Source organism: Streptomyces sp. NPDC044061, from assembly GCF_056434305.1.
Genome location: NZ_JBWKFL010000035.1, coordinates 1 through 22,093 on the forward strand (window position 1 = coordinate 1; position 22,093 = coordinate 22,093).

At 68.8% G+C, this 22,093-nt stretch carries 24 protein-coding genes and 3 pseudogenes; 12 read left to right on the top strand and 15 right to left on the bottom strand.

Annotated elements, in window-relative coordinates; all coding sequences use genetic code 11:
- Positions 1-67 (top strand): annotated as a pseudogene (locus AC07CM_RS38575) (transglycosylase SLT domain-containing protein); the annotation flags it as partial.
- A 161-nt stretch (positions 68-228) separates the two neighbouring features.
- Here the strand turns inward: AC07CM_RS38575 and AC07CM_RS38580 are convergent.
- Positions 229-519 carry a hypothetical protein gene (locus tag AC07CM_RS38580; protein ID WP_478881189.1) on the bottom strand — a complete coding sequence of 97 codons (291 nt, stop codon included), beginning with the start codon at positions 517-519 and terminating at the stop codon, positions 229-231.
- Between the two features lie 352 nt (positions 520-871).
- Positions 872-1,457, bottom strand: a pseudogene (locus tag AC07CM_RS38585) (TetR/AcrR family transcriptional regulator).
- 83 nt (positions 1,458-1,540) lie between these two features.
- On the opposite strand from AC07CM_RS38585, the gene AC07CM_RS38590 reads away from it, so the two are divergent.
- On the top strand, positions 1,541-1,987 hold the full coding sequence (locus AC07CM_RS38590; RefSeq protein ID WP_478881190.1) for an anthrone oxygenase family protein: 447 nt from the start codon (positions 1,541-1,543) through the stop codon (positions 1,985-1,987).
- Here AC07CM_RS38590 and AC07CM_RS38595 read toward each other — a convergent pair.
- Both AC07CM_RS38595 and AC07CM_RS38600 read right to left on the bottom strand, forming a co-directional pair.
- Positions 1,980-2,240 (bottom strand): hypothetical protein, encoded by a 261-nt coding sequence (locus tag AC07CM_RS38595; protein ID WP_478881191.1) that lies wholly within the window; start codon positions 2,238-2,240, stop codon positions 1,980-1,982. The genes AC07CM_RS38590 and AC07CM_RS38595 overlap by 8 nt on opposite strands.
- A 100-nt stretch (positions 2,241-2,340) precedes the next feature.
- Positions 2,341-2,916, bottom strand: a complete 576-nt coding sequence (locus AC07CM_RS38600) for a DUF4240 domain-containing protein (RefSeq protein WP_478881192.1) — start codon at positions 2,914-2,916, stop codon at positions 2,341-2,343.
- A gap of 147 nt (positions 2,917-3,063) precedes the next feature.
- Here AC07CM_RS38600 and AC07CM_RS38605 point away from each other — a divergent pair, with 147 nt between their 5' ends.
- The 4 genes from AC07CM_RS38605 (at position 3,064) to AC07CM_RS38620 (ending at position 6,094) form a co-directional block, all read left to right on the top strand.
- Entirely contained in the window at positions 3,064-3,801 is a 738-nt protein-coding gene (locus AC07CM_RS38605; protein WP_478881193.1) for a phosphotransferase family protein, read from the top strand.
- A 505-nt stretch (positions 3,802-4,306) separates the two neighbouring features.
- Positions 4,307-4,594 (top strand): hypothetical protein, encoded by a 288-nt coding sequence (locus AC07CM_RS38610; protein WP_478881194.1) that lies wholly within the window; start codon positions 4,307-4,309, stop codon positions 4,592-4,594.
- A 317-nt stretch (positions 4,595-4,911) separates the two neighbouring features.
- A complete protein-coding gene (locus AC07CM_RS38615) occupies positions 4,912-5,313 on the top strand; it encodes a DUF3592 domain-containing protein (protein ID WP_478881195.1) in 402 nt (133 codons plus the stop codon).
- Positions 5,314-5,653: 340 nt separating this feature from the next.
- The gene (locus AC07CM_RS38620; RefSeq protein ID WP_478881196.1) at positions 5,654-6,094 is read left to right on the top strand and encodes an STAS domain-containing protein; all 441 of its coding nucleotides are present in this window, start codon (positions 5,654-5,656) and stop codon (positions 6,092-6,094) included.
- On the opposite strand, the gene AC07CM_RS38625 is transcribed toward AC07CM_RS38620, so the two are convergent.
- Genes AC07CM_RS38625 through AC07CM_RS38640 form a run of 4 tightly spaced genes read right to left on the bottom strand, consistent with a single transcriptional unit; the run spans position 6,058 to position 9,845 of the window.
- A complete protein-coding gene (locus AC07CM_RS38625) occupies positions 6,058-6,726 on the bottom strand; it encodes a response regulator (protein WP_478881197.1) in 669 nt (222 codons plus the stop codon). The genes AC07CM_RS38620 and AC07CM_RS38625 overlap by 37 nt on opposite strands.
- The gene (locus AC07CM_RS38630; protein ID WP_478881198.1) at positions 6,723-8,012 is read right to left on the bottom strand and encodes a sensor histidine kinase; all 1,290 of its coding nucleotides are present in this window, start codon (positions 8,010-8,012) and stop codon (positions 6,723-6,725) included. The genes AC07CM_RS38625 and AC07CM_RS38630 overlap by 4 nt, the downstream gene beginning before the upstream one ends.
- A 46-nt stretch (positions 8,013-8,058) precedes the next feature.
- Positions 8,059-8,910, bottom strand: coding sequence for an ABC-2 transporter permease (locus AC07CM_RS38635; protein ID WP_478881199.1), 852 nt, complete (start codon positions 8,908-8,910; stop codon positions 8,059-8,061).
- Positions 8,907-9,845: an ABC transporter ATP-binding protein gene (locus AC07CM_RS38640; protein ID WP_478881200.1), complete on the bottom strand. Its 939-nt coding sequence runs from the start codon at positions 9,843-9,845 to the stop codon at positions 8,907-8,909. The genes AC07CM_RS38635 and AC07CM_RS38640 overlap by 4 nt, the downstream gene beginning before the upstream one ends.
- Positions 9,846-10,155: 310 nt before the next feature.
- Between AC07CM_RS38640 and AC07CM_RS38645 the strand changes: the two genes are divergently transcribed.
- Entirely contained in the window at positions 10,156-10,995 is an 840-nt protein-coding gene (locus tag AC07CM_RS38645) for a COG4705 family protein (protein ID WP_478881201.1), read from the top strand.
- A 173-nt stretch (positions 10,996-11,168) separates the two neighbouring features.
- Here the strand turns inward: AC07CM_RS38645 and AC07CM_RS38650 are convergent, their stop codons facing one another.
- Complete coding sequence (locus tag AC07CM_RS38650) at positions 11,169-12,554, bottom strand: sensor histidine kinase (protein ID WP_478881265.1); 1,386 nt, start codon at positions 12,552-12,554, stop codon at positions 11,169-11,171.
- 446 nt (positions 12,555-13,000) lie between these two features.
- Between AC07CM_RS38650 and AC07CM_RS38655 the strand changes: the two genes are divergently transcribed.
- Positions 13,001-13,300: a hypothetical protein gene (locus tag AC07CM_RS38655; protein ID WP_478881202.1), complete on the top strand. Its 300-nt coding sequence runs from the start codon at positions 13,001-13,003 to the stop codon at positions 13,298-13,300.
- Between the two features lie 168 nt (positions 13,301-13,468).
- Here the strand turns inward: AC07CM_RS38655 and AC07CM_RS38660 are convergent, their stop codons facing one another.
- Together AC07CM_RS38660 and AC07CM_RS38665 are read right to left on the bottom strand one after the other, a co-directional pair.
- Positions 13,469-13,849 carry a DUF6193 family natural product biosynthesis protein gene (locus tag AC07CM_RS38660; protein WP_478881203.1) on the bottom strand — a complete coding sequence of 127 codons (381 nt, stop codon included), beginning with the start codon at positions 13,847-13,849 and terminating at the stop codon, positions 13,469-13,471.
- 51 nt (positions 13,850-13,900) lie between these two features.
- Positions 13,901-14,842 carry a hypothetical protein gene (locus tag AC07CM_RS38665; protein WP_478881204.1) on the bottom strand — a complete coding sequence of 314 codons (942 nt, stop codon included), beginning with the start codon at positions 14,840-14,842 and terminating at the stop codon, positions 13,901-13,903.
- Positions 14,843-15,380: 538 nt separating this feature from the next.
- On the opposite strand from AC07CM_RS38665, the gene AC07CM_RS38670 reads away from it, so the two are divergent.
- Positions 15,381-15,968 (top strand): hypothetical protein, encoded by a 588-nt coding sequence (locus tag AC07CM_RS38670; protein WP_478881205.1) that lies wholly within the window; start codon positions 15,381-15,383, stop codon positions 15,966-15,968.
- 159 nt (positions 15,969-16,127) lie between these two features.
- Here the strand turns inward: AC07CM_RS38670 and AC07CM_RS38675 are convergent, their stop codons facing one another.
- Positions 16,128-16,658, bottom strand: coding sequence for a GNAT family N-acetyltransferase (locus AC07CM_RS38675; protein ID WP_478881206.1), 531 nt, complete (start codon positions 16,656-16,658; stop codon positions 16,128-16,130).
- A gap of 307 nt (positions 16,659-16,965) precedes the next feature.
- Here AC07CM_RS38675 and AC07CM_RS38680 point away from each other — a divergent pair, with 307 nt between their 5' ends.
- On the top strand, positions 16,966-17,766 hold the full coding sequence (locus tag AC07CM_RS38680) for a MerR family transcriptional regulator (protein WP_478881207.1): 801 nt from the start codon (positions 16,966-16,968) through the stop codon (positions 17,764-17,766).
- The gene (locus AC07CM_RS38685; RefSeq protein WP_478881208.1) at positions 17,763-18,977 is read left to right on the top strand and encodes a glycosyltransferase; all 1,215 of its coding nucleotides are present in this window, start codon (positions 17,763-17,765) and stop codon (positions 18,975-18,977) included. Before AC07CM_RS38680 ends, AC07CM_RS38685 begins: the two co-directional genes overlap by 4 nt.
- Positions 18,978-19,105: 128 nt before the next feature.
- Here AC07CM_RS38685 and tnpA read toward each other — a convergent pair whose 3' ends face one another.
- Positions 19,106-19,528, bottom strand: a complete 423-nt coding sequence (tnpA, locus tag AC07CM_RS38690; protein ID WP_478881266.1) for an IS200/IS605 family transposase — start codon at positions 19,526-19,528, stop codon at positions 19,106-19,108.
- Between the two features lie 22 nt (positions 19,529-19,550).
- Here tnpA and AC07CM_RS38695 point away from each other — a divergent pair, with 22 nt between their 5' ends.
- Positions 19,551-20,720, top strand: coding sequence for an RNA-guided endonuclease InsQ/TnpB family protein (locus AC07CM_RS38695; RefSeq protein WP_478881209.1), 1,170 nt, complete (start codon positions 19,551-19,553; stop codon positions 20,718-20,720).
- A gap of 136 nt (positions 20,721-20,856) precedes the next feature.
- On the opposite strand, the gene AC07CM_RS38700 is transcribed toward AC07CM_RS38695, so the two are convergent.
- Positions 20,857-21,267: an SCO4402 family protein gene (locus AC07CM_RS38700; RefSeq protein ID WP_478881210.1), complete on the bottom strand. Its 411-nt coding sequence runs from the start codon at positions 21,265-21,267 to the stop codon at positions 20,857-20,859.
- 692 nt (positions 21,268-21,959) lie between these two features.
- Positions 21,960-22,088 (bottom strand): annotated as a pseudogene (locus AC07CM_RS38705) (transposase); the annotation flags it as partial.
- Positions 22,089-22,093 lie beyond the last annotated feature (5 nt).

A 22,093-nucleotide genomic window follows, 5' to 3' on the forward strand; every position in this document is an offset into this window, starting at 1 on the left:
CACCGCGGCCGCCAACTACGCCGCCCACCGCTACGGTTCCATCGACAACGTCAACTCCGCCTACTGAGCCACAACATCGACGATCCGGTGTTCCGACATGGACCTGTGGGCGTGCTGAGATCCGGCAAGGCCTGCGCGCCCGACGAGTGAGCGGTGCGGTTCGTGAGCCGGGCCTACCGCTGGAGAAGGAGACGGGGGCGAACTCCTTCTCCCGGTGCGCCAGTCGTCTCACTCGTCCGGGTTGAGCTCCGCGTACAGCATCTCCATCAACTCGGCGGCCTCGGGCGCGCGTGAGTCGTCGGGGACCTCGTAGTACCCGCCCAGGGTGGCGATCGCGTCCCGCTGGGAGCCGTCGAACTCATGTCGGCGGTCTTCCCGCTCCTTGGGGGTCTGGGGGTTGGGGATCTGCCACCACCACACCCTGTCCCGGATCTCGTCCTTCGACAGGTGGCCCTCCAGGATGATGTCCCTGCCCTGGACCTTCCCCGTGATTCTGGCGGAGTTCGCCTCGGTAGCCATGCGCCACGTCTCCTTTCACTGAGCAGATGGCGGCTACCCGCGAACCGCATCCACAGCGCATCTCCCGCGGTCCGAATCGGCCGATCACCGGAACTTGGGCGCATTGCTAGTCCGCCCGTGGTAGCCCCTGACCTGGACACAGGCGTGGTCCGGCCTACTCCTGCGCGCATTCCTCAACTCGCATTCGACAGGTTCTGGCCGCAGCAGGTTCAATCTGGCTACAGGCCTCGGAGGGCCTGCTGGAGAGATCGTCGTAGGCGCTCCAGCAGTCGACACTGAGTTACCGGAAGCGATGCCGCAGGCAGGCAGCCGCGCCCGAGGACCCCGGCTGCGTGCCCGCCGGGACGTTGCGTCAGGCCATGGCGAGCCGGTCCACCAGCAGCTCCGCCCTCCGCTCGGTCTCCTCCGGCGGTAGCCGTCCCGCCCGGGTCAGGGTCGGCAGCCCGTGCAGGGCCGCCCAGAACACCTCGGTGAACAGCCCCGGGCGGACGCCGTCCCCGGCGACCTCTCCGAGGCTCTCCAGCAGGGCGGCGAAGGCGTCCTTCAGAGGCTCCGGGGTGTCCTCGTTCGCGAACGCCAGGCCGCCGTCGAGCTGGAACATCGCGTCGTAGACCGCCGGGGTTGCGTTCGGCGAAGTCGAGGTAGGCGCGAGCGAGGGCGGTGACCCGGGCGCGCGGGCCGTCCGCGGCACGGGCCGCGGCCCGCAGCAACGCGGCCATCTCGGCGGCGCCCACGAGGGCGACGGCGCCGATGATCTCCCGCTTGCCGCGAAAGTGGCTGTAGAGGACGGGCTGGCTGTACTCGATGCGCTCGGCCAGCCGGCGGGTGGTGACCGCGTCCCAGCCCTGCTGCTCGGCGAGTTCGCGGGCCGTGGCCAAGATGAGGCGTTCGCGGCTCGCCCGTTGGCGCTCCTTGCGTTCCTGTACCGACGTGGCCATTCTAGCAGTGCTAGACAATCGAGCAGCACTAGTACTAGCGTTGCCTCATCACCTAGCAGTGCTAGATCCCAGGAGGGGTCATCATGCTCAACGTACTCGAGATCTTCACCACCGTGGTCGTCGGCGTGATGGTGGGGGTGGAGTTCTCCGTCGCCTTCTTCGTCAACCCGATCCTCGACGGCCTCCCTGGGGACAGTGCTCAACGCGGCCGCAGCCACGGGGCCCGGCTGCTCGGCGCCGTGATGCCGGTCTGGTACATCACCTCGCTCGTCCTCGCCACGGTCTGGGCCGCCGCCGGATGGCACCACCACGGCGCCGGCCTCGTCGTCACCGCCGCCGCGCTGCTGATCCTCAGCGTGATCATGTCGATCCTGCTGCTCGTCCCGATCAACAACCGGGGCAAGACGTGGACCGCCGACAACCGGCCCGCCGACTGGAAGCAGCAGATGAACCGCTGGGACCGCCTCCACTACGTCCGCGTCGCCGTCATCATCGCCGCCTTCGCCTTGCTGGTCACCGCCCTCACCTGAGCCCGCGGACCGACACCGCGCTGGTGGCGCACAATCCCCACTCCCCGGGCGGCAGCGGGCCACCGAAATCCCGACATCCGGGAATGCAGCTGCCACTGAGAGCCCACAACTTCGATCCGGACAAGCTACGCCCCTCGATGACCTGCGCGGCTAGCTGCTGCCGCACCCGCACCGGATACGGGCCGTACTCGCCGATCGGCAGGTACGGCTCGATGAACTCCCACTCCAGATCGGTCCGTTGCGCACGTGTCATGCCGCCCTAGGACAGGTGCTGTGCCTTGGGCTGGTGTGTCGCTCACCTGCCCTGTCGGATGTGGGGCCCCCAACTGATTGTCGGCGCCAAGCCGGTGGCTCTATGTGAGCCCGTCTGTTGCACGGTCGAGATAGAGCGCAGCCAGCCGAGGTAGGCGCCGGCGCATCTGCTGGGCATCGTCGAAGTCGAACGATTCGCCCATGTCACCGCTGCCGTCGTCCGCGCTCGTGGAACGAGCGGCAATGTACGTCTCCCATGCCTCCCAGAAGTCGTCCGTGTCACCGGTCAGCTGCGTATACGCCGTGGATGAAACGAAGTTGAAGGCCTCATCGAAGATGACGTCCTGGTCGCCGACGGCTGCCGCGGTACACACAGCAGGGTGCTCGGCGAGCGTGTCCGGGTGGGCGGCTACCTGCTCGTACCACTCGCGTCCCAGTGCCACTACGCCTGCGGTGAAGTCGCCGAACCGGTCATCAGAGCAGCCTCCGGCGATGAGGTAGGCGGCAGCCCAGACGTCCCAGCGGTAAACCGCGTCGCGTAGACGGGAGAACTGGTACTCGAAGGCAAGGATCTCTCCTTGGGGCAGGGCCGACAGGTGGTCGGCCACGGCGACGTCGAGCGGCTTGTCGCCGTCCTTCGCCACGTCGAGCACGCGCCAGAACGCTTCGGTGTCCATGGCGCGCAGTCTGCCGGGGCGCTGTGACAGCCTCCTGTACGCAGAATGGAGGCGCACAGCCGCCGGGTAGTGGGACGCGGTCAGCCGCGCCATCGCACGAGATGAACCCGGCGACGTCGACGATCACCGCCGGGATACTGGTCGCCCATGGATGAGGTCAAAGTCGTGGTCGCCCATTCCGAGCGCGCCACCCTGCGCGTCGGCGACGTGTTCCTGAAGGTGGACGCCGATCAGGCGCGCATCGACGTCGAGGTCGAGGCGATGGCCCTGGCGCCGGTCCCGACCCCGAAGGTCCTGTGGCGCAAGCCGCCCGTGCTCGCGATCGCCGCGGTCCCGGGGACGGCGCTCGGCCGGCTCGGCGAGCCGTCGACCGCGTCCCCGGCGGCGTGGGCCGCGGCGGGTGCCGCCATCCGGAGTTTGCACGACGCGCCGTTGCCGCCCTGGCCCGGCCGGGACCTCGACCAGTTGACGGCGGATCTCGACGGCGAGTGCGAGCGGCTCGTGACGAACGGCGTCCTGCCCGCCGACCTGGTCACCCGCAACCGCCAGGTCGCCGAGGCCGCGCTCCGGCCGTGGACGCCGGTGTTCACGCACGGCGACATGCAGATCGGTCACGTGTTCGTCGATGGCGGCGAGATCACGGGCATCATCGACTGGTCCGAGGCGGGTCAGGGTGATGCCTTGTTCGACCTCGCCACCTTGACGCTCGGACACGAGGAGCACCTCGGCGATGTCGTCGCCGGCTATGGCACCGACGTCGATCTCGACGTGATCCGCGCTTGGTGGTCGTTGCGAAGCCTGCTGTGCGTTCGCTGGCTGGTCGAGCATGGCTTCGACCCGAGCGCGCCGGGTTGTGAGGTCGACGTGCTGAGATCCCGGATGTGAGGCTGCGCGGGCCCGACTGCTGCGAGTGCGTTCCGACGCATCGAGCAGGCCGTCTCCCGGTGCGCATTGCCCTGCCCTTACTCCCGAGGAAGTGCGGTGCGCTGTCTTGGGTACCAGAGCCTCTTGAACCGAGGTTCAAGGGCATTCGTGCAATCGGCCGCTACACCTCCCTCGTCGACGCCGCTCGACCTGTTCGTCCCTGTGTCATCGACCGGTGCGGCTTGGCGCGGTCGACGCGCTGGGGGTGGGCGACGGTAGGTGGCGGCGCGTGTCGAGGCCGTCCGCGGCGTAGCGTCATGCATCGGTAGAAACCACCGGGTTCGCGGAATCTGAGCGCTGGTGCGTGCCGAACCCGCGGGTGGCGGTGGCTCCGCGAGCGGAAAGGCGAGGGAGATTTCGCCGGCAGGATGTCAGCTCCAGCATGGAACGTCTGGCTCGGTGAACCATCCGCACCGGCCCCGCGTCTTCTCGAGCGACCGTCACCACGTGCCCGGGAGAAGAGACCGTGACCGACAAGGATGTTGAGCAGACCGACGAGCGGGACTACGTCCCGGGACCTTGGTGGGCGGACCTCGGGATGTGGGGGGCTGTCGCATTGATCGGCTTCGGGGGTCTCGCGGCGGCATGGGTCTTTTTGCGGCTGCCAGGCACCCCGGAGGAGCTGGCGTCCGGCTACTACGGGGCCGCTAAGGTCATCGCCATCGGCCTGGTGACTGTGGGATGCACCCTGCTGGGCCGCCGTCGCACCCAGGCCGCAGCCATCGACGAGACGCACGAGCGGGAACGCGCCTGACGCCACCGGCCGGTGAGCAACGTCAGACAGCGGTGGCTTCCTGAATCCCGCAAAACCTCGTAGGTTACTGGCCGAACTCGCGGAATCCACAAGCTCGTTGACTGGCTCGACTCGGCGAAGCCCTGTCAGGGGCGGCAGCCGCGTGCCCGACGGGAAGGCGGCTACCGGCCCTTCATGGGCACCACCCCCGCCACGACCACGCAAGCCCGAGGAGCAGGTGTGCCCGCGCACCTGCGTGAACCATGGGGCCGGGTGCCGCGTCGTTCTGGTGCGGGGCTCGTGCCGGGTGGCGCTGTGCGAGGGAGAGCAGGGGACGGATGACGGGTGAAGCGGTCGGCGTGGGGCTGAGCGTGTTGGCGGGCCTGCTGTGTCTGTGGGGTGGTGTGCGGGAGGTGCGCCTGCAAGCGCGGCTGCGTCGGTACGGCGTGCACGTCGAGGGGGTGGTGGTGGATCAGGAGCAGGCACCGTCGGACGATTTCTCGACGCCTGTGATCGAGTTCGCCGACCGGCAGGGCCGCCCCGTCAGGTTCCGGCCCGTGGCGACAGGGACGGGCCTGGGACTGGACCTTGGAACCCATGTGCCGGTCGTCTATCTGCCCGAACGGCCAGAAAACGCAAGGGTGTTCACCCGGAAGCACCGCCGATCCCGGATCGTCGGCCTGCTTGCTGGAGGCGTGCTCTTCCTCGGCACCGCGGTGCTGGCCACCCTCACCCGATGATCTTGTCCTCCTTCCTCGTTCTCACTGACGGATCCACAGCCGGATAGCTGCGACGGTGACCGTGCGAACGTGGCCGGATGCCGGCGGTTTCGTGCTTTCGGCCGGGGACGCTGCAAGCGCTCTGGTGCCGGTTGCCTCGATGTGACACGCTCGAGGCAGAGCCAGCCTGGTCTGGTGGGAGACCCCGCGCCGCCGTGCGGTGACAGAGAACGGTGGCCGGTGGACGGCGCGGGTGGTCTCGCTCGGCTTCGAGCGGCACCGTATGCCGCGCGCTTGACGGCCTACTTCCGGCAGTGGGAGCCGACCGTGATGGGCTTTGAACCCGAACGGTGGTTTCACCATGCCGTCCTTCAACGTGCACGTCTACGATCACGTAGAGCGAACCGTGGTCACCGTGGTGGGCGAACTGGACTTCGACACCTGTCCGCAGGTGACCCAGGTGACCGATACATTGATCATCCGCAACCGCACCCTCTGCCTCGACCTCGCGGGTGTGCCGTTCCTGGACGCCAGCGGCCTGGGCCTGCTGCAAGGCCTGCACCAGCACACCGGTGCGCAAGGCGGACTCCTGGAACTGTACGGTCTGCAGGCCCAGCCGCAGCGCGTCCTGGAACTCACAGGAACCCGCACACAGTTCCGTATGACGGCCAGACCCGGCACCGCGGCCCCGCCGCCCGCGCACCACGCCGCGCCGTGGCGGCGAGGTGCGCGAGTCGCGGACGTTTTCGTGGCCGATCCGATGGCTCAACCCGCGTGTGGCCGGGCCAGGCCGTGGTCGTAGGCGAAGATCACTGCCTGGATGCGGTCGCGAGCGCCGATCTTGGACAGGACGCGGCCGACATGGGTCTTCACCGTGGACTCCGACAGGACGAAACGCGCGGCGATTTCGCCGTTGGTCCAGCCCTTGCCGATGGCGACGAGGATCTCGCGTTCGCGGTCGGTGAGGGCACTCAGACGCACGTCCTCGGCGGAGCCGCTGCCAGGGGACGGTACGAGACGGGCGAATTCGTGCAGCAGGCGTCGGGTCAGCGCGGGCGCGATCACCGCGTCGCCCACGGCCACGGCGCGGATACCGGCGAGGAGTTCCTCGGGGCGGGCGTCCTTGAGGAGGAAGCCGCTGGCTCCGGCGCGCAGGGCCGCGTGGACGTACTCGTCCAGGTCGAACGTGGTGAGTACCAGGACACGGGAACGGTCGCCGGCGGCGACGATACGGCGGGTGGCCTCGATGCCATCCATACCGGGCATGCGTACGTCCATCAGGACGACGTCCGGGCGGAGTTCCGCGGCCTTGCGCACGGCTTCGAGTCCGTGTGCGGCCTCGCCGACCACCTCCGTCTCGGGTACGGAGTCCAAAAGCATGCGAAAGCCGTAGCGCTGGAGGGGCTGGTCGTCCACGACGAGCACGGTGGTCACCGGGCACCGCCCCGGGAAGCGAGGTCGAGGGTGGCGCGCACCGTCCATCCTGGGCCGGCGGGGCCCGAGCTGACGTGTCCGCCGTAGAGAGCTGCTCGTTCTCGCATGCCCACCAGGCCGTGTCCTTCCTCGTCAGTCGTACCGGGACGTTCGGCCGGTGCGGATGGGCCGGAGTCCTGGACGGTGATCGTCAGCCGCGTGTCCTCCACGACGATCGCCAGGTTCGCACGGGTGCCCGCGCCGGCGTGTTTGAGGGTGTTCGTCAGGGCCTCTTGCACGATGCGGTAGACCGTGAGCTGCACCCCGCTGTCGAGCTCGTCGACGTCACCGGCAGTACGGTAGACGACCTCCAGGCCGGCGGTGCGTACCCTCTCGCACAGCGCGCCGATGTCCGTGAGACCGGGCTGCGGGCTCAGTTCGGGCTCGCTGCGCGGGCCGTCTGCCTCGCGGAGTACCCCGAGCACCCGGCGGAGTTCGCTCAGCGCCTGGCGGCCGGTGCCACCGATGAGGTGCAAGGCCTCCTTTCCCCGTTCCGGGGCGACGGCGGTGGCGTAGGCGCCCGCGTCGGCGAGTGTGATGATGACGGACAGGTTGTGGCCGACGATGTCGTGCATCTCGCGGGCCACCCGCGCCCGTTCGGCGGCGACGGCGAGCCTGTCGCGCTGGTCGCGTTCGATCTCCAGCCGGGCCGCGCGGTCGCGCAGCGCGGCCAGCTGGGCCCGCCGGATGCGGATCATCAGGCCGAGCGCGAGTGCCGCGGTCGCCGTGCTGAGCAGGAAGAAGAGCGCGTCCCAGACGGACACCGCCGCCGAGACCCGTGCCGCGACCAGGCCCAGTGCGCCCGCCATGACCGCGCAGGCCCACGGCAGCTGCCGTAGCGGCCCGTGCAGGGCCAGGCTGTACAGGGCGACGAAGAGGGCGACGTCCGCACGGAGTGCGGCGCCGAGGGACCACTGGAGGACGAACACGGCCATGACGGCGCCGAACGCCACCGCAGGCGCCCGACGCCGCCACAACAGCGGCAGCACCAGTCCAGCCTGCAGGGCCAGCATGCCGACCGCGGGCAGCTGGGTGAACGCCAGGCGGAAGCGGCGCGGGCCGTCGCGGTCACCGTCCCCGCCGATCGCGTGCACCAGGTCCGGCAGGCAGAACAGAAGAAAGACCAGCACCAACACGGCGCTGTCGAGCACCCAGGGACGGGCCTGGTCGGCGTGGCGGAGCCGCTGGCCGGCCCGGCCGAGCCGGGCGACCAGCGGCCCCATCCCGCTGAGATCATCGGTGGTCATAGAACTCACCCGCCCATGATGCGCGCCCTGACGAGGGTGCGGTTTCTCAGACGTCGCTGCGCCGCAGCCGGTACGCCGCCCCTGCCAGCGCCAGGACCGTCCAGCCGAGGAAGACCAGAAGTCCGGCGGAGGGCGACAGGGTGGTCGAGTCATGGGTCACTGCGAAGATCGACTCGCCCGCGTGGCTCGGCAGGTAGGGGTCGATGTCGCCCTGCCACGACGTGGGCAGCAGGGAGACCAGTCCGGGCACCAGCATGAGGGCGGCGACCAGGACCGAGATGCCGCCGGCGACGGACCGCAGCAGCGCGCCGAGGGCGGTGCCGATCACGCCGACCAGGCCGAGGTAGAGCCCGGCGCCCAGTAGGCTGCGTACGACGCCGGCGTGGCCGAGGCCCATGGCGGCGGGTGTGCCGGACACGATCCGGCTGCCGACGAGGAAGGCGACGAACGCGCCGACGGTCGCGATCACCAGGGCGACCACTCCGTACACCGCCGCCTTGGACCACAGCACGGGCAGCCGGCGCGGCACGGCCGCGAGGGTCGAACGGATCATCCCGGTGGAGTACTCGCCTGCCGTGACCAGCACGCCGAGCACACCGAGGGCGAGCTGGGCGAAATTCGTGCCGAACAGGGACAGGCTCACGGCCGTCGCGGAGGCGAAGTCACGGTCCATGTGCCGGCCGGAATCGAGATTGGACTTGTAGTGGCTCGCGGCGATGACACCGAAGGCCACCAGGAAGAGCAGGCCCAGGCCGAGGGTGATCCAGGTGGACCGCAGGGACCAGAGCTTGGCCCACTCCGAGGCCAGCACGCGCCGCCCGGTCACCCGGTAGACGGGCCGGGCCTGAGCAGCCGGGGCGGCCTCGGGGGTCTCGGGACTTTCCGTAAGGGTGCTCATGCCGCGCTCCCGGAGGTCTCGGTGCCGGTCGTGGAGCCGTGGTACTCCACGGAGTCCTTGGTCAGTTCCATGAATGCCTCCTCCAGCGACACCGCCTTCGTGGTCAGCTCGAACAGGGGGATCCCGTGCTCGGCCGCCTCAAGCCCGATCTCTCGCGCGGACATCCCGGCCACCTGCAGTTCCTCCGTGCCGACGCGGCCGGTGATCTCCACATCCGGCCCGGCCAGCACCTCGCGCAGCCGCGCCGGGTCATTCGTCGCGACCTTCACGGTGTCGCCGCCGGCCTCACGCACCAGGTCCCGCACGGTCGTGTCGGCCAGCAGCCGTCCCCGGCCGACGATGATCAGGTGGTCCGCCACCAGTGACACCTCGCTCATCAGGTGCGAGGAGACGAACACCGTGCGCCCTTCGGCGGCGAGGGAGGTGAGCAGGTTCCGGATCCAGAGGACGCCCTCGGGATCGAGTCCGTTGACGGGCTCGTCCAGCATCACGGTCTGCGGGTCGCCGAGCAGGGCCGCCGCGATGCCGAGCCGCTGGCCCATGCCGAGGGAAAAGGCGCCGGCGCGCTTCTTCGCGACGCTGCCGAGACCGGCGAGTTCGACGACCTCCTCGACCCGGCGGCGCGGAATGCCGTGGGTCAGCGCGAGCGCCCGGAGATGGTGGTAGGCCGAGCGGCCCGGGTGGATCGACTTCGCCTCCAGCAGCGCCCCGACCTCCTGCAGCGGCGCCTGGTGACGGGCGTAGCGGTGACCGTTCACCGTGACGGCGCCGCTCGTCGGCGCGTCAAGTCCGACGATCATTCGCATCGTCGTGGACTTGCCCGCACCGTTGGGGCCGAGGAACCCGGTCACCGTGCCCGGCTTCACGGTGAAGTCCAGACCGTCGACGGCGATCTTCTCCCCGTACCTCTTGGTGAGCTGCTGTGCCTCGATCATTCGCGTTCTCTCTCTCGGAGTTCGGCGCCCGGCACGCCCGACGCCACCTCCGCCACGCTAATGCCGCGATCTGCCGGATCCGGTGGTACCGGGGACTCAAAAGTGCAGGTCAGGTGGTACCGGGGTACTACGACCCGACGCTGCGCGTACGAAGCGACTGCGAGGTCGGGCGGCCGGCCCGATCGCTGGCCGGACGACGGGGGCCGGCGGACGCGAGCAGCGGGTGCAGGGCCGCTGTCGGCGTACCGGCGCCCGGTGCCGCGCGGGTAGTCAGGATCCGTTCAGGTGTCCGGTGGCACGGTCGCTGACCATGACCTTTGAGACATCCGAGGCTTCCGCTGCCCATGGGGCCGGCGAGCCTGCCGCTCCCGTCGGACACCGGCTGCGCTGGAACAAGGTGCCCGAAGTCACCGCATACTTCTGGATCATCAAGGTGCTGTGCACGACAGTCGGTGAGACAGCGGCCGATCTGCTGAACGAAAAGGCCGGCCTCGGCCTGACCGGTGTGTCGGTGCTGATGAGCGCGTTGCTGGCCGTGGTGCTCGTGGCACAGTTCCGCACGAGGGCGTACCGGGCGGGCGTGTACTGGCTCGCCGTAGCCCTGATCAGCGTCGTCGGCACCCTGATCAGCGACAACCTCACCGACAACATGGGCGTGCCACTGGAGACGAGTACGACGGTCTTCGCCATCGTTCTCGCGATCGTGTTCGCCGTCTGGTACCGGCGTGAGCGGACACTGTCCATCCACCACATCGACAGCACGAGCCGCGAGTCCTTCTACTGGCTGGCGGTACTGTTCACCTTCGCCCTGGGTACCGCCGCCGGTGACCTGGTCTCCGAACGCATGGACCTCGGGTACTGGCTGTCCGCCGTACTGTTCGCAGCGGCCATCGCCGCCGTGGCCATCGCACACTTCAAGCTCGGCCTGAACGCGGTGTGGAGCTTCTGGATCGCCTACGTCCTCACCCGTCCCCTGGGGGCGTCGGTCGGCGACTACCTCTCCCAGCCGACGGGCGACGGCGGCGTCGGGCTGGGCACCGTGGTGACCAGCGCACTGTTCCTGACCGTCATCCTCGGCCTGGTCGTCTATCTGGGCGTGACGCGCAAGGACGTCACCGAGCCCGGTCGAACCGCCGGACACGGCGCCTGACCTGCCGAACGGCCGCCGAGCACGTGGCCAGGCTCTTCGTGCCACTGCCGAAATTCTCGGCCGCCGTCGGCGACCGACTCCTCTCACACGGCGCTCGTCCCTTTCGGGGCGAGCGCCGCGCCTTTTCGATGACGTAGCACGGGCTCGTCCGCTGTACTGCTCGGCGAACCCGGTCAACCGGCAGGCACGTTGACCGTGAATCTTGCCCCGGTCGCGTATTCGAGGTCGTAGGACACCTCGCCGCCGACGGCGCGGGCCAGGCGCCGTGCCAACGGCAGCCCCAGTCCCGCGCCGTCGTGTCCGTCGTCGGCGTCGGCGCGGCGGCCGGGCTGGAACAGCTCGGCCACGAACGCATCAGGCACGCCGGGACCGTCGTCGACGACGTCGATCCGCACGGCGCCGGGAATGCGCCGAGCGGACACGGTCACGCGGGAGCGCGCGTAGCGGCCGGCATTGGCGAGCAGGGGGCTCAGGATGCGTTCGAGGAGCGCAGGCGCAACCCCTGCCTCCACCGTCGGGACTTCCGTATCCACCACGGCCTTCACGTGGTCCGGTCTGTCGAGCTGTTGGACCAGGCGGTCCAGGACGGGCACCACGTCAGTGGTTCCAGGGGTCGTCGCCGGGTTCAGTGCACTCTCCCGGGCGTCGTTCAGCAGCGTGTCGCAGATGGTGCGCATCGACTGGGCGGCCTCGGCGATCACCTCCTGGACGGAATGTGTCTCGGCGTCCGTGCGGGGGCGGCCCCGCCACCAGTCGAGTTCCATGACGATCCGGGTGAGCGGGGTGCGCAGCTCGTGGGACAGCTCTCCCGTCAGCTGCTGTTCATGGCGCAGCACGGTGCGGATGCGGTCCAGGAGCTGGTCCAACGAAGCTCCGAGCCGGGCGAGTTCGGCCGGGTGGTCAGCCATGCCGAAGCGCTCGTCGGAGCCTATGGCGCTCCAGTGGGTCGCCTGGTCTGTCATCGTCCGCACCGGGCGCAGTGCCCGGCCGACGCACAGACGGGTCAGCACATAGGTGCAGCCGAGCATCACGGCGTCGAGGATCAGTGATCCCAGCAGCAGGGTGTCGGCCGAGCTGCGGTACGGAGCGAGGTCCAGGGCGGTGACGACGGTGGCGGTGGTGTGCCGTCCGGGGACGGGGTGGGAGCACAGCCTGACGGGTGGACGGCCCTGGGTGTGGACGGTCGCGCAGACATGCCTGGGCGGCTCGGCCAGCCGGTCGGCGGCCCTGGTCAGCGCGCCTCCGACGGTGGTGGACGGCGGCTTCTCCAGCAGACGGGTCCCGGCGTAGATCCACACGTTGGAGTCGAGGAGGCTGTCGTTGACGGTTTCCAGGACGCGTACCCGGCGGCCGTGGGTGTCGACGGTCGTGGCCACCGCTGCCGCCCGGTTGCGCAGTTCATCGTCAGCCTGGTGTTGCAGGTGCCGGTCCATGACGGCGTTGAACACCACGGTCAGGATCGTCATCAGCAGAGCGGCGGTGGTGAGTGCGACGAGCGAAAGCTGTCCGCGCAGGGTACGCGGGGCAAGGCTGCCGAGGCGGCGGAGGGCACGGTTCATGACAGGAGGTGTCCGAGTCCTCGCGCAGTGCCGTCCGTCCGCGTCGGGCAGGCCGGGATCGGCCTGGTGCGACGTACTGGTCATCGGGACCTTCCCTGGGAACGGGCCATGCGAGTGAACGGGCAGGAACGAGTGACTACGGAAAGCAGACGGTCTACGAGACTGTAGACGAACGGCGGCCGAGCAGCGTTCCCGAGCAGCGTCCCCGAGCGGCAGGCGGCAGGCGGAGTGCCGTAGGGGGCGTGATGTGCGGGGTGTGCGGCCGGGGCTGCGGTTCGGTCTATCGGTGGGCCTTGGGCGGTGTGCCGGGTCCTGGTGGTGACCTGTGGGATGTGGTGGGCGCCGGGGCTGTGGGTGTGTGGCGCGGATGTGGCGGGGTAAGCGAACCGACCGGAGTTGATGATTCCGTTTTTGGGATCTGCTGCTCGAGGATGCTGGAGGAGAGCATGAGCAAGCTGATGCGGCGTTGTGCCGCCCCGGGTGTCTGTGCCGCGGCCGCTGTGGGTGCACTTGTTGCCGTGGGTGGCCCGGCGAGCGCGGCCACTTCGCTGCCGACCTCGCCTGTTTCCGCTGTGACGGTGGAGGTCGGTCATCACCCTTCGCGGCCGCCCGCCGGCCACCGGCAGATCGATCCGTGGGTCGCCGGCCAGCTGGCGCAGTTCGAGCCCGCGGCCGCCCGGCGGCTCGCAGTCTACGACCCGTGGGTCAAAGACCAGCTGGCGCAGTTCACCGCTCACGGAAGCTGACCTTGCCGTCGAGCAGGGCAGAAGCCTTTGTCGGTACTGATCACGGCTGGCCAGCGAGACGATTCTCCGCAGCTCGCCCCCGGTCCTGGAGGCGATCTGGGTGCCCGCCTCGGTCCAGCTCGACCTCGCAGGCGACCGGACCGGGTGTGGGCCGACTAGGCAGCGTGACTACCTCTGGGGCAAATTGCTCACCACGAGCGCGGCGGCTTCCGCGGGCGTCGCGACCTCGCCCAGTAGGGCGGCGTAGCCGGCTGCATGGACCCGGTACGGCGGTCGGCCGTAGACGATGAACGGAAGGTCGTCGTGATCTGTTTCGGGCCAGGGCGGGGCGCTCCGAAGAAAATGCAGGGTGCCGTGTGTCGGGAAGGGATAGAAGCCGCGCAGGAGTGGCTCGGCGTGGGCGGCCTCAGCGATGACCGGCAGCGATTCGTGCGTCGCGCCCCGGGGTGCCCGACCGGCGTTCCAAGAGCCGGCGCCAGGCGGTCGCGATGTCAGGGGCTTCAGACATGGGCACATCTTCGAAGATCGCGGTGGCAGCCACAAGCCCATCAGCCGTCGACAGCCACGATGTTCCCAACACGCCCTGGCGGCAGCGGATAATCACTCGTCCTGAGCCGGCACCTCACCGATGGGACGGGTCCGCAGCCAGTACGAGCGGGCGGCGATGGCCAGGGCGGCGCCGTACACGGCAAACGCGATCATGCCGATCCAGCTGACCGACAAGGCGTCGCCTGAGGAGTGGAAGTCGCCCGGCCGCATCGTCACCGCACCGGCCGTGGCCAGAGCGCAGTAGCCGATCCCGAGCAGCCCGTACGGGGCGAGGGTGGCGGCGCCGATCAGCGCCGGAGTCAGAGGAAGCCAGCGGGGAACGCGCCGGCCTCGCAGGAGCAGCGTCCAGCGCGGGAAGACTTGTCCCCACGGGCGGACCAGGCCCCAGAGGAGGAAGAGGCCGAGTGCGGCCAGCAATACGGTGGCGTCCAAGCCCCAGGACTCAAGGGTGAGCCAGATCTCTGAGGCACCGTTGCGCTTGGAGATCGCGAGGATCTCCTCGATGTTCGTCCCGGCGAAAGTCCCTCCGAACGCCCAGAACAACTTCATGGCGCAGTAGGGCACGAAGGCAACCGTTCCGGCGGCGGCAGCGATCTGGACCCGTGCGGGCGCGCAGGACGGTGCCGGCGCGCAGGCCCCGCTGGGTGGACGGTGGTGGGAGCGGCCGGTTGCCGTGAGCAGCAACGCGCCGATGGCCGCCAGCGCATGGTTCGTGGCAGCGACCCAACTGTCCACGCCTTGACCGAACATCAGCGTGATCACGTCCATCAGCAAGCTGAACGCAGCGATCCCCGCCAGAACGCAGGCCGTCCACAGCAGCACCCGCAGCCACGGCGGCAGCCCGTACCGCACCACCGCAGCACCGACCACACCCGCCAGTGCGCCCATCGCCACAACGGCCCAATCGAGCGCGGACGACGCCTGGGCGCCGCCGCCATGGAAGAGCGGCGTCCGGCTCAGTGCACAGGACAGGCCGAAGGCGGCGTACGCCACCGCCCAGAACACCGTCGTCGGACCCACCCAACGCGGCCATCCGCGCCACCACACACGCCACAGGGCCCCGTATACCTGTCCGTCTCCGCTCACACTCCGAACGTCGCACCACCCGCGACAGTGCGGCATCAACCGCCCGAACGATCCGCCTCCCCCTGCCGGGGGAATGCGGCAGGGGCTCAGGTCTCGATCACGGACCGCGAAACCGCAACTGGCCGTCCATGGGGGAAGCTCAGCTGACCGCCGTGACGCCCGCTTGTGGAGTGCGGGGGCCGTAGCCGCGTGTCGCACGTGCAGACGACGGGGGTGGGGAATTCAAGGCTCTGGCCGCAGTCCCCTGATGCGGGGCCAAGAAATGCCACACGGCCTGTGACTCACCGATGTTCCGCACTCCCGGGCCGATTCCTTCGCGCGGCTGGTGCCCGGCGGCTGGGCGCGGGGTGGATGCCGTCGCCTTTGAGGCGAACGCCGCGCGGGATCTTCCATGGGACGGCCCCTTAGGCTGACGGCCTTGCCTGTTCAAATGGGGGAGTTGCAGATGCTGGTTGCTCAACCGTTGCCGGTTCAGGGGGTACACACGGGCCCCTTCCCGATCGCGGCCGCCGTAGGCATGCTCGTGGTCGGTGGGGTGGTCGCCGCCTCAGCCGCGCTCTGGGCCAGGGGATCTGAGGCGAAGGGCGATGGCAAGTCCCTGAGGAACTGGCTGCTCGGCCTCGGCACGACGGTGTGCGTGCTGGGCGGACTCGGTTTGTTCGACCACTACTTCGAGAACCAGCGGACGAGCGACGGACTGCACGCCGCCGGTCGTCAGATCATCAACGACGCGGTGGAGGAGGCCCGGGACTGCGACCCCTCTTCCCCTGAACCCACCTTCGTCTATCCGAGCGGATCGGTGCCCAGCGGGGCTGCCACGTACGTCCCGTCGCCGTGCAGCATCTCCCCGCGTGACGTACTGCCGACGACGTCGACCGACCCGATCGGGTACAAGGCGGAGGAGGGAGACTCCTTCTCCACGAACGGGCACGTGACGGTGACCGACGAGGACAACGGTAGTCAAGTCTGCGCCACCGTTCCGGACACGGCGAACGGCAGCGGCTCTGTTACCGACGGCCCATGCCGGGACTAACGACTTGGTCCGCGATTGAGGTTTGGGCGTGCTGGCCTGGCGGGTCGGCTGGTGGTCGATCAGCAGGCGGCCTGCCGGGCGAGCAGGCACCGGCCTCCCGCTGCCGCTCGCCCTCCCAGCAGAAGAGCTAACATGACCGGCCGAGCACCGGCCCGAGCATCAGGGCCTCAGCAGTCCGCCCACCCACCAGTCGTGCGGCTCGCCATCGTTGGCGATGCCGCGATTGCGCAGTGTCCCTTCGACGGCGAAGCCGAGTTTCTCGGCGACGGCACGCGAGCCGGTGTTCCCGGCCATGGCCCACCACTCGATGCGGTGGACGTCGAGGGTGGCCCAGCCCCAGTCGCACAGGGCCCGAGCGGCCTCCACCGAGTACCCGCGTCCGCGCTGTTCCTTGGCCGCCCAGTAACCGAGCTCCCAGACGCCGCGGCTGACGAGGGTCAGGCAGTAGGAGCCGACCAGGGCGCCGGTGTCCTTGCGGAACGCGCCGAGGGTGTAGTCCCTGTCCTCGGCCCACTGAGCGGGCAGCTTCTCGCCGACGAGCTTCTCCGCGTCCGCACGCCTGTACGGCACCGACACCGGGGTGTAGAACTGGATGTCCTCGTCCTGGCAGGCTTCATGCACCGCATCCACGTCGGCAGGTGTGAAGGCCCGCAGCACCAGACGGTCGGTCTCAAGAGTCACTGGATCCATCGCGGCAGTATGACCACCATCAACAAACGGCGACCAGCAAATATCCCGACCGAGCACCGCCCATCACAACACCCCGGGCTGGTCAACGGCCGTCGCGACACTCCGGATCAGCTGCCCCCGAGACGGAGCTACACCCACCATCAATCGCGGACCGAGCCGTAAGACACCGTTTCTGCCGTGGCGGGTCGACAGCGGGCCGGCCCAGGACACTGTGCAACGGACCGGAGCAATGCTGGCCCCTGCCACACCGGTTTGACCCTCCCCTTACGTCAGGCTTGAAGCTGTCTCCCAACGAAAGGGCAGGTGGATGAACTACTCCGTGGGCCATGTCTCAGCTTTCGCCGGGGTGACGGTGCGTACCCTGCATCACTACGACAAGGCGGGGCTGCTCTCGCCCAGTGGACGCAGCCACGCCGGCTACCGGCTCTACAGTGACGCGGATCTGGTCCGCCTGCAGCAGATCCTCTTCTACCGCGAGCTCGGCTTCTCGCTCGATGAGATCGCCGCGATATTCAAGGATCCGCAGGCGAACGCCCTGGAGCATCTGCGAGCCCGGCAGCGGCAGTTGAGTGAGGAGATCGCCAGGCTGCAGCGGCTGGCCGAGGTGGCGGAACGAGCGATCAAGGTTCAGCAGACCGGGGTGGTGCTGACGCCGCAGGAACGGTTCGAGGTCTTCGGCGAGGTCGAGTTCGACCTGAGCTATGCCACCGAGGCAGAGCTGAAGTGGGCGCACTCGGAGGGACAGCACGAGGCGATGGCGCGCGCTGCCGCCCATGGCAAGGAGGATTGGCGGCAGCTCATGGGAGACGCGGCCGCCTGGCGGGCGGAGTTGCTCGCGGCGTTCGATGAGGGCGAGCCGGGTGACGGTGAGCGGGCCATGGACCTCGCCGAGGAGCACCGCTTGCACATCGCGCGTTGGTTCACCTCCTGCCCGCCCGAGACACATCGGCGCATCGCGGACGACTTCGTCGCCGACCCACGTGCCTTCGCGCTGGTCGTACCGCCGTCGCAGCAGCGCCCGGGCCTGGCGGCCTACATGTGCACGGCCGTTCATGCCAACGCAGCACGTCGCGCAGGCGGCCGAAGCAACGCCGAGGAGCACCGATGAGGATCCTGATCGCCGCCGCTGGATCGCGCGGCGATATCGCGCCGTACACGGGCCTGGGCGCCGAACTGCGACGGGCCGGGTACGACGTCGCCCTGGCCGCCACAGACGCCTACGCACCCCTCGTTCGCGACGCCGGGCTGGAATTCCGCGGTCTTCCCACCGATCCGCGACAGCATGGCGGCGTCAAGGGCACGCGCGAGCTGATGCGTACGGCTGCCGCGTTCATCACCGAACTGGGCAAGGGGTTCGCCGACGCCGTGGACGAGGGCACGGATCTGCTCCTCCTGTCGACCACCACGGCCCCGCTCGGCTGGCACCTGGCCGAGGCCAGGGGCATCCCGAGCCTCGGTGTGTACCTTCAGCCCACCACACCGACCGGCGACTTTTCTCCCGTCGTCATGGGCTCGCGCTCGCTGGGCCGCTCCGCCAACCGCATGGCCGGACGCTTCGCCCTTCGCATGGCCGACCGTGTCTGCGAGCAGGCAGTCGCAGAGCTGCGACATCGCCTTCAGCTGCCCCCGGCTTCGGCCTCCGCGATGCGCCGACGGCAGGAACAGGCGAACTGGCCCATCCTGCACGGCTTCAGCACGGCGCTGGTGCCCCATCCCTCCGACTGGCGTTCCGGCCTGGAGGTGGTGGGTAACTGGTGGCCGCATCACGATGCATCCGAGCGGCTGCCAAAGGACCTGGAGGACTTCCTTCGTGCCGGGCCCCGGCCCGTGTTCATCGGCTTCGGAAGCATGGCGGCCGGCGAGGGGGAACGGCTGAGCGAGATCGCCGTGCGCGCCCTGCGCCGCGCCGGGCTGCGCGGCATCCTGCAGGCAGGCACTGCCAGGCTCGCCGCCGACGGCGATGACGTCCTCACCATCGGGGACGTACCGCACGCCCTGCTGTTCCCACGGCTGGCTGCGGTCGTCCACCACGCCGGGGCCGGCACGTCGGCCGCCGCATTGCGTGCCGGAGTACCTGCGGTCACCGTGCCAGTGGCTGCGGACCAGCCGTTCTGGGCGGGTCGACTTGCCGCCCTCGGCGCCGCCACCTCCCCGATCCCCTTCCGATCCCTGACTGCCGATCGACTCGCCGACGCACTCAACCAAGTCGCAAAGCAGGAGACGTACACACGAGCCGCCGCCAAAGCGGCCCAACACATGGTGACGGAAGACGGAGCAGGCCAGGTGCTCAAGGCCATCCAGCGGCTGAACAACGAATGAGCCAATCGAACGAGCGGGTCGGGCGTTCAGCATGACCTAGCGCGGAGCCCCGCCGGTTTACGGCCGTGGGGTCGTGCTTCTCAAGATGCGGGTGACCCGTACCGGGGCACGGGTCTGCACTGTTGGCCTCAGTTGGGGTGCTTCTGGTTCTTGATGTACTTCTTGATGATCGCCAAGGGGGCGCCGCCGCAGGACGCGGCGAGGTAGGACGGGGACCAGAAGTGGTCGCCCCACAGGTAGTTGCGGATGTGGTCGGGAAACTCTTGCCGGAGCCTTCGGGCCGATACGCCCTTGAGTGAGCCGACGAGCCGGGACACGGCGACTTTGGGCGGGTAGTGCACGAGCAGGTGGACGTGATCGCGTTCGCCGTTGAATTCCACCAGTTCGGTTTCGAAGTCGGCGCAGACGGCGCGCAAGATCTCTTCGCAGCGTATAAGGATCTCGTCGGTGAATGGCCCCCGCCGGCACTTGGGCGTGAAGACCAAGTGGGCGTGGAGGGTGCGGACGACACGACCGTGCGGCCCCTGCGAATATTGGGGTTTGACTCCCAGCGTGGTGACATAGATCAACGTTATGGTCTTGGGCGTGAAGATGGTGACGCAGGTCAAGCTGATGCCGGATGCCGCCCAGGCGTCGGCACTGCTCTCGACTCTGCGCACGGTCAACGATCTGGCCAACTGGGTCTCTGACGTGGCCTTTGTCAACGATGTGCCGCGTGAGTACGAGCTGCGCAAGAACACGTACGCGCACCTCAAGGCCGAAGGGCTCGGGGCGCAGGCTGCACAACATGTGATCAAGAAGGTCAGGGACGCGTACACCACGCTGCACGCCAATCTCAAAGCTGGAAACCTTGGCAAGCCCGGATCGAAGCGACGCAGGAAAGTCGAGTCCAAGCCGATCGTCTTCCGGTCCGAGGCCGCGCAGCCGTACGACGACCGGTGTCTGAGCTGGCGGTACGAGGCGCAGACGGTGAGCATCTGGACCACCGCAGGCCGAATCAAGAACGTGCGTTTCGCCTGCTCCCAGGACGCGTTGAAGGTGCTCCAGCAGTACCGCAAGGGTGAATCCGACCTGATCGAACGCGACGGCGTGTTCTATCTGATCGCCACGTGCGAGGTGCCCGAGGCCGAGCAGTACGAGCCCGACGGCTTCATCGGCGTAGACCTCGGAATCGTCAACATCGCCACCACGTCCACCGGCTACCAGGCCGCCGGACGCGGACTGAACCGATACCGCAAGCGACAGCTTGCCCTGCGGGCCAAGCTCCAGAAGAAGCGCACCAAGTCCGCCAAGCGCCGGCTGAAAGAGCGCTCGCGCCGCGAGCAGCGGCACGTGAAGAACACCAACCACATCATCGCCAAGACGATCGTGACCGAGGCTGAACGCACCTCGTGCGGGATATCCCTGGAAGAACTCAAGGGAATCCGGCAGAGGGTACGGCTCCACAAGCCCCAACGGGTCGCCCTCCACTCCTGGGCCTTCGCCCAGCTCGGAGACTTCATCGTCTACAAGGCGCGCAGGGCCGGTGTCCCGCACGTGTTCGTCAATCCCGCCTACTCCTCAAGGGAGTGCGCGGAGTGCGGCCACGTCGACCGGCTCAACCGTGTCTCCCAAGCCAAGTTCGTATGCCGGTCGTGCGGCGTCGTTGCGCACGCCGACCGGAACGCTTCCCGCGTCCTGGCCCGCAGGGGCCAGGACACGTGGACTGCGGGGCGTGAGCCACGCGTCCCTGCCACCCCATAGGGGTGTCTGGACGGAGGAGCCCACCCAACAACCAGTTGGGCACTACCTCCAAGCCCGGTCCTTCAGGACCGGGTCAAGTTGACACGTCATCTCATCCGCCCAGCCGCAGATGCCTGTTGCAGCACGGCCCCTGTCGTCAGGAGCGCTGACGCTGCTCCTGAAGCACAGCCATGGCTTCAAGGTCATTGGTCACCATCACCTGAGCCAGTCCGGCCGCGATGGTGATCACGGCACCCCATCCCGGAGCATCGAGATATGTCTCATCCGGGGCGCTGCGACCCACAGACTCCTGCACTGCCGAGTAGGCCCTGCCCAACTCCTCCATGAGCGTGACTTCTTCCTCGGTCCGGAGGCTCTTGCCCAGCCACGGAGCGGGGTCGTCAGCGTTGCAGAAATCGTCGAACAGCACGTGGACCACGAAGTCCAGATCCTCAAATTCCTCCGGCTGCAGCCACACGTCGCGTTGCCATGAAGGACTCGCCAGAGCGAGAACCGCCGGCACAACATGCAGACGAAAAAAGGGGAATCCAATGCCGTGGTCAGTCACCCAGCCAGCCTACCGAGGCGGTGAGGGACACGGCCTTTTCAGATCACGGAACTGCAGACAGAGCCCTTCTCGAGAGTCCCCATCAAATTAGCCCCAGGCCTGATGGCACAGGTCCGCGAGGTCGCGGGCGGCCACTTTGTCGGCGCTGTGGCACAGCTGGCGCATCTGCTGGGGATTGCGCTGAGTCCGGGGCAGTGGGCGGACCGGGTCTGTCTGCACGGCAGGGTGCCGGGTCCTCGGGCGCGGGTGCTGCTGCGGGGCAGGACGGTGGCGCGGTGTGGGATGCGTCCTGGGAGCAGTTCTGTGTGGCCGCTGCACGGAGGCCACGGAAGTCCGGTGCGGGACCTCAGGCGTGTGCCGCGCCCGCTCGGGCCCCGTTCGCACCAGCGCGGAGCGCGCCGAGGGCGGTGCCACCGGCATCGCTGCCGTCGACGTCGGCGTCGGCCCGTCCGGCGCGAGTGGGGCCCGTGCGTCCAGGGGACGGCCGTCGGCCGGCGGGGAGTTGGGCGTCACGGTGGTGCAGCTTGTGACGCCCAGCAGTACCAGGAGGAGGAAGGTCAAAGGGCGAGGAAGCACCGGCTCACTGTGCTGCACCGCGGACGGTCACGGGCGGCGCCACGCGGCCGGTCACCGCAAGGAGGGACACGCCGGAATGCGGCTGACGCCGGGAGGGGGCACCGTCAGTCGGCCGGCAGCCGCCACAGAACCCCGTCGACCACCTGCTGATGATCCCGCAAGGGCCGCCCCTGGCCATCAACACCAGGCAGCAACGGGGCTGTCCGTGCCCACACCGCGCCCGTCAACTCACCCCGCCTCACCACTCCTG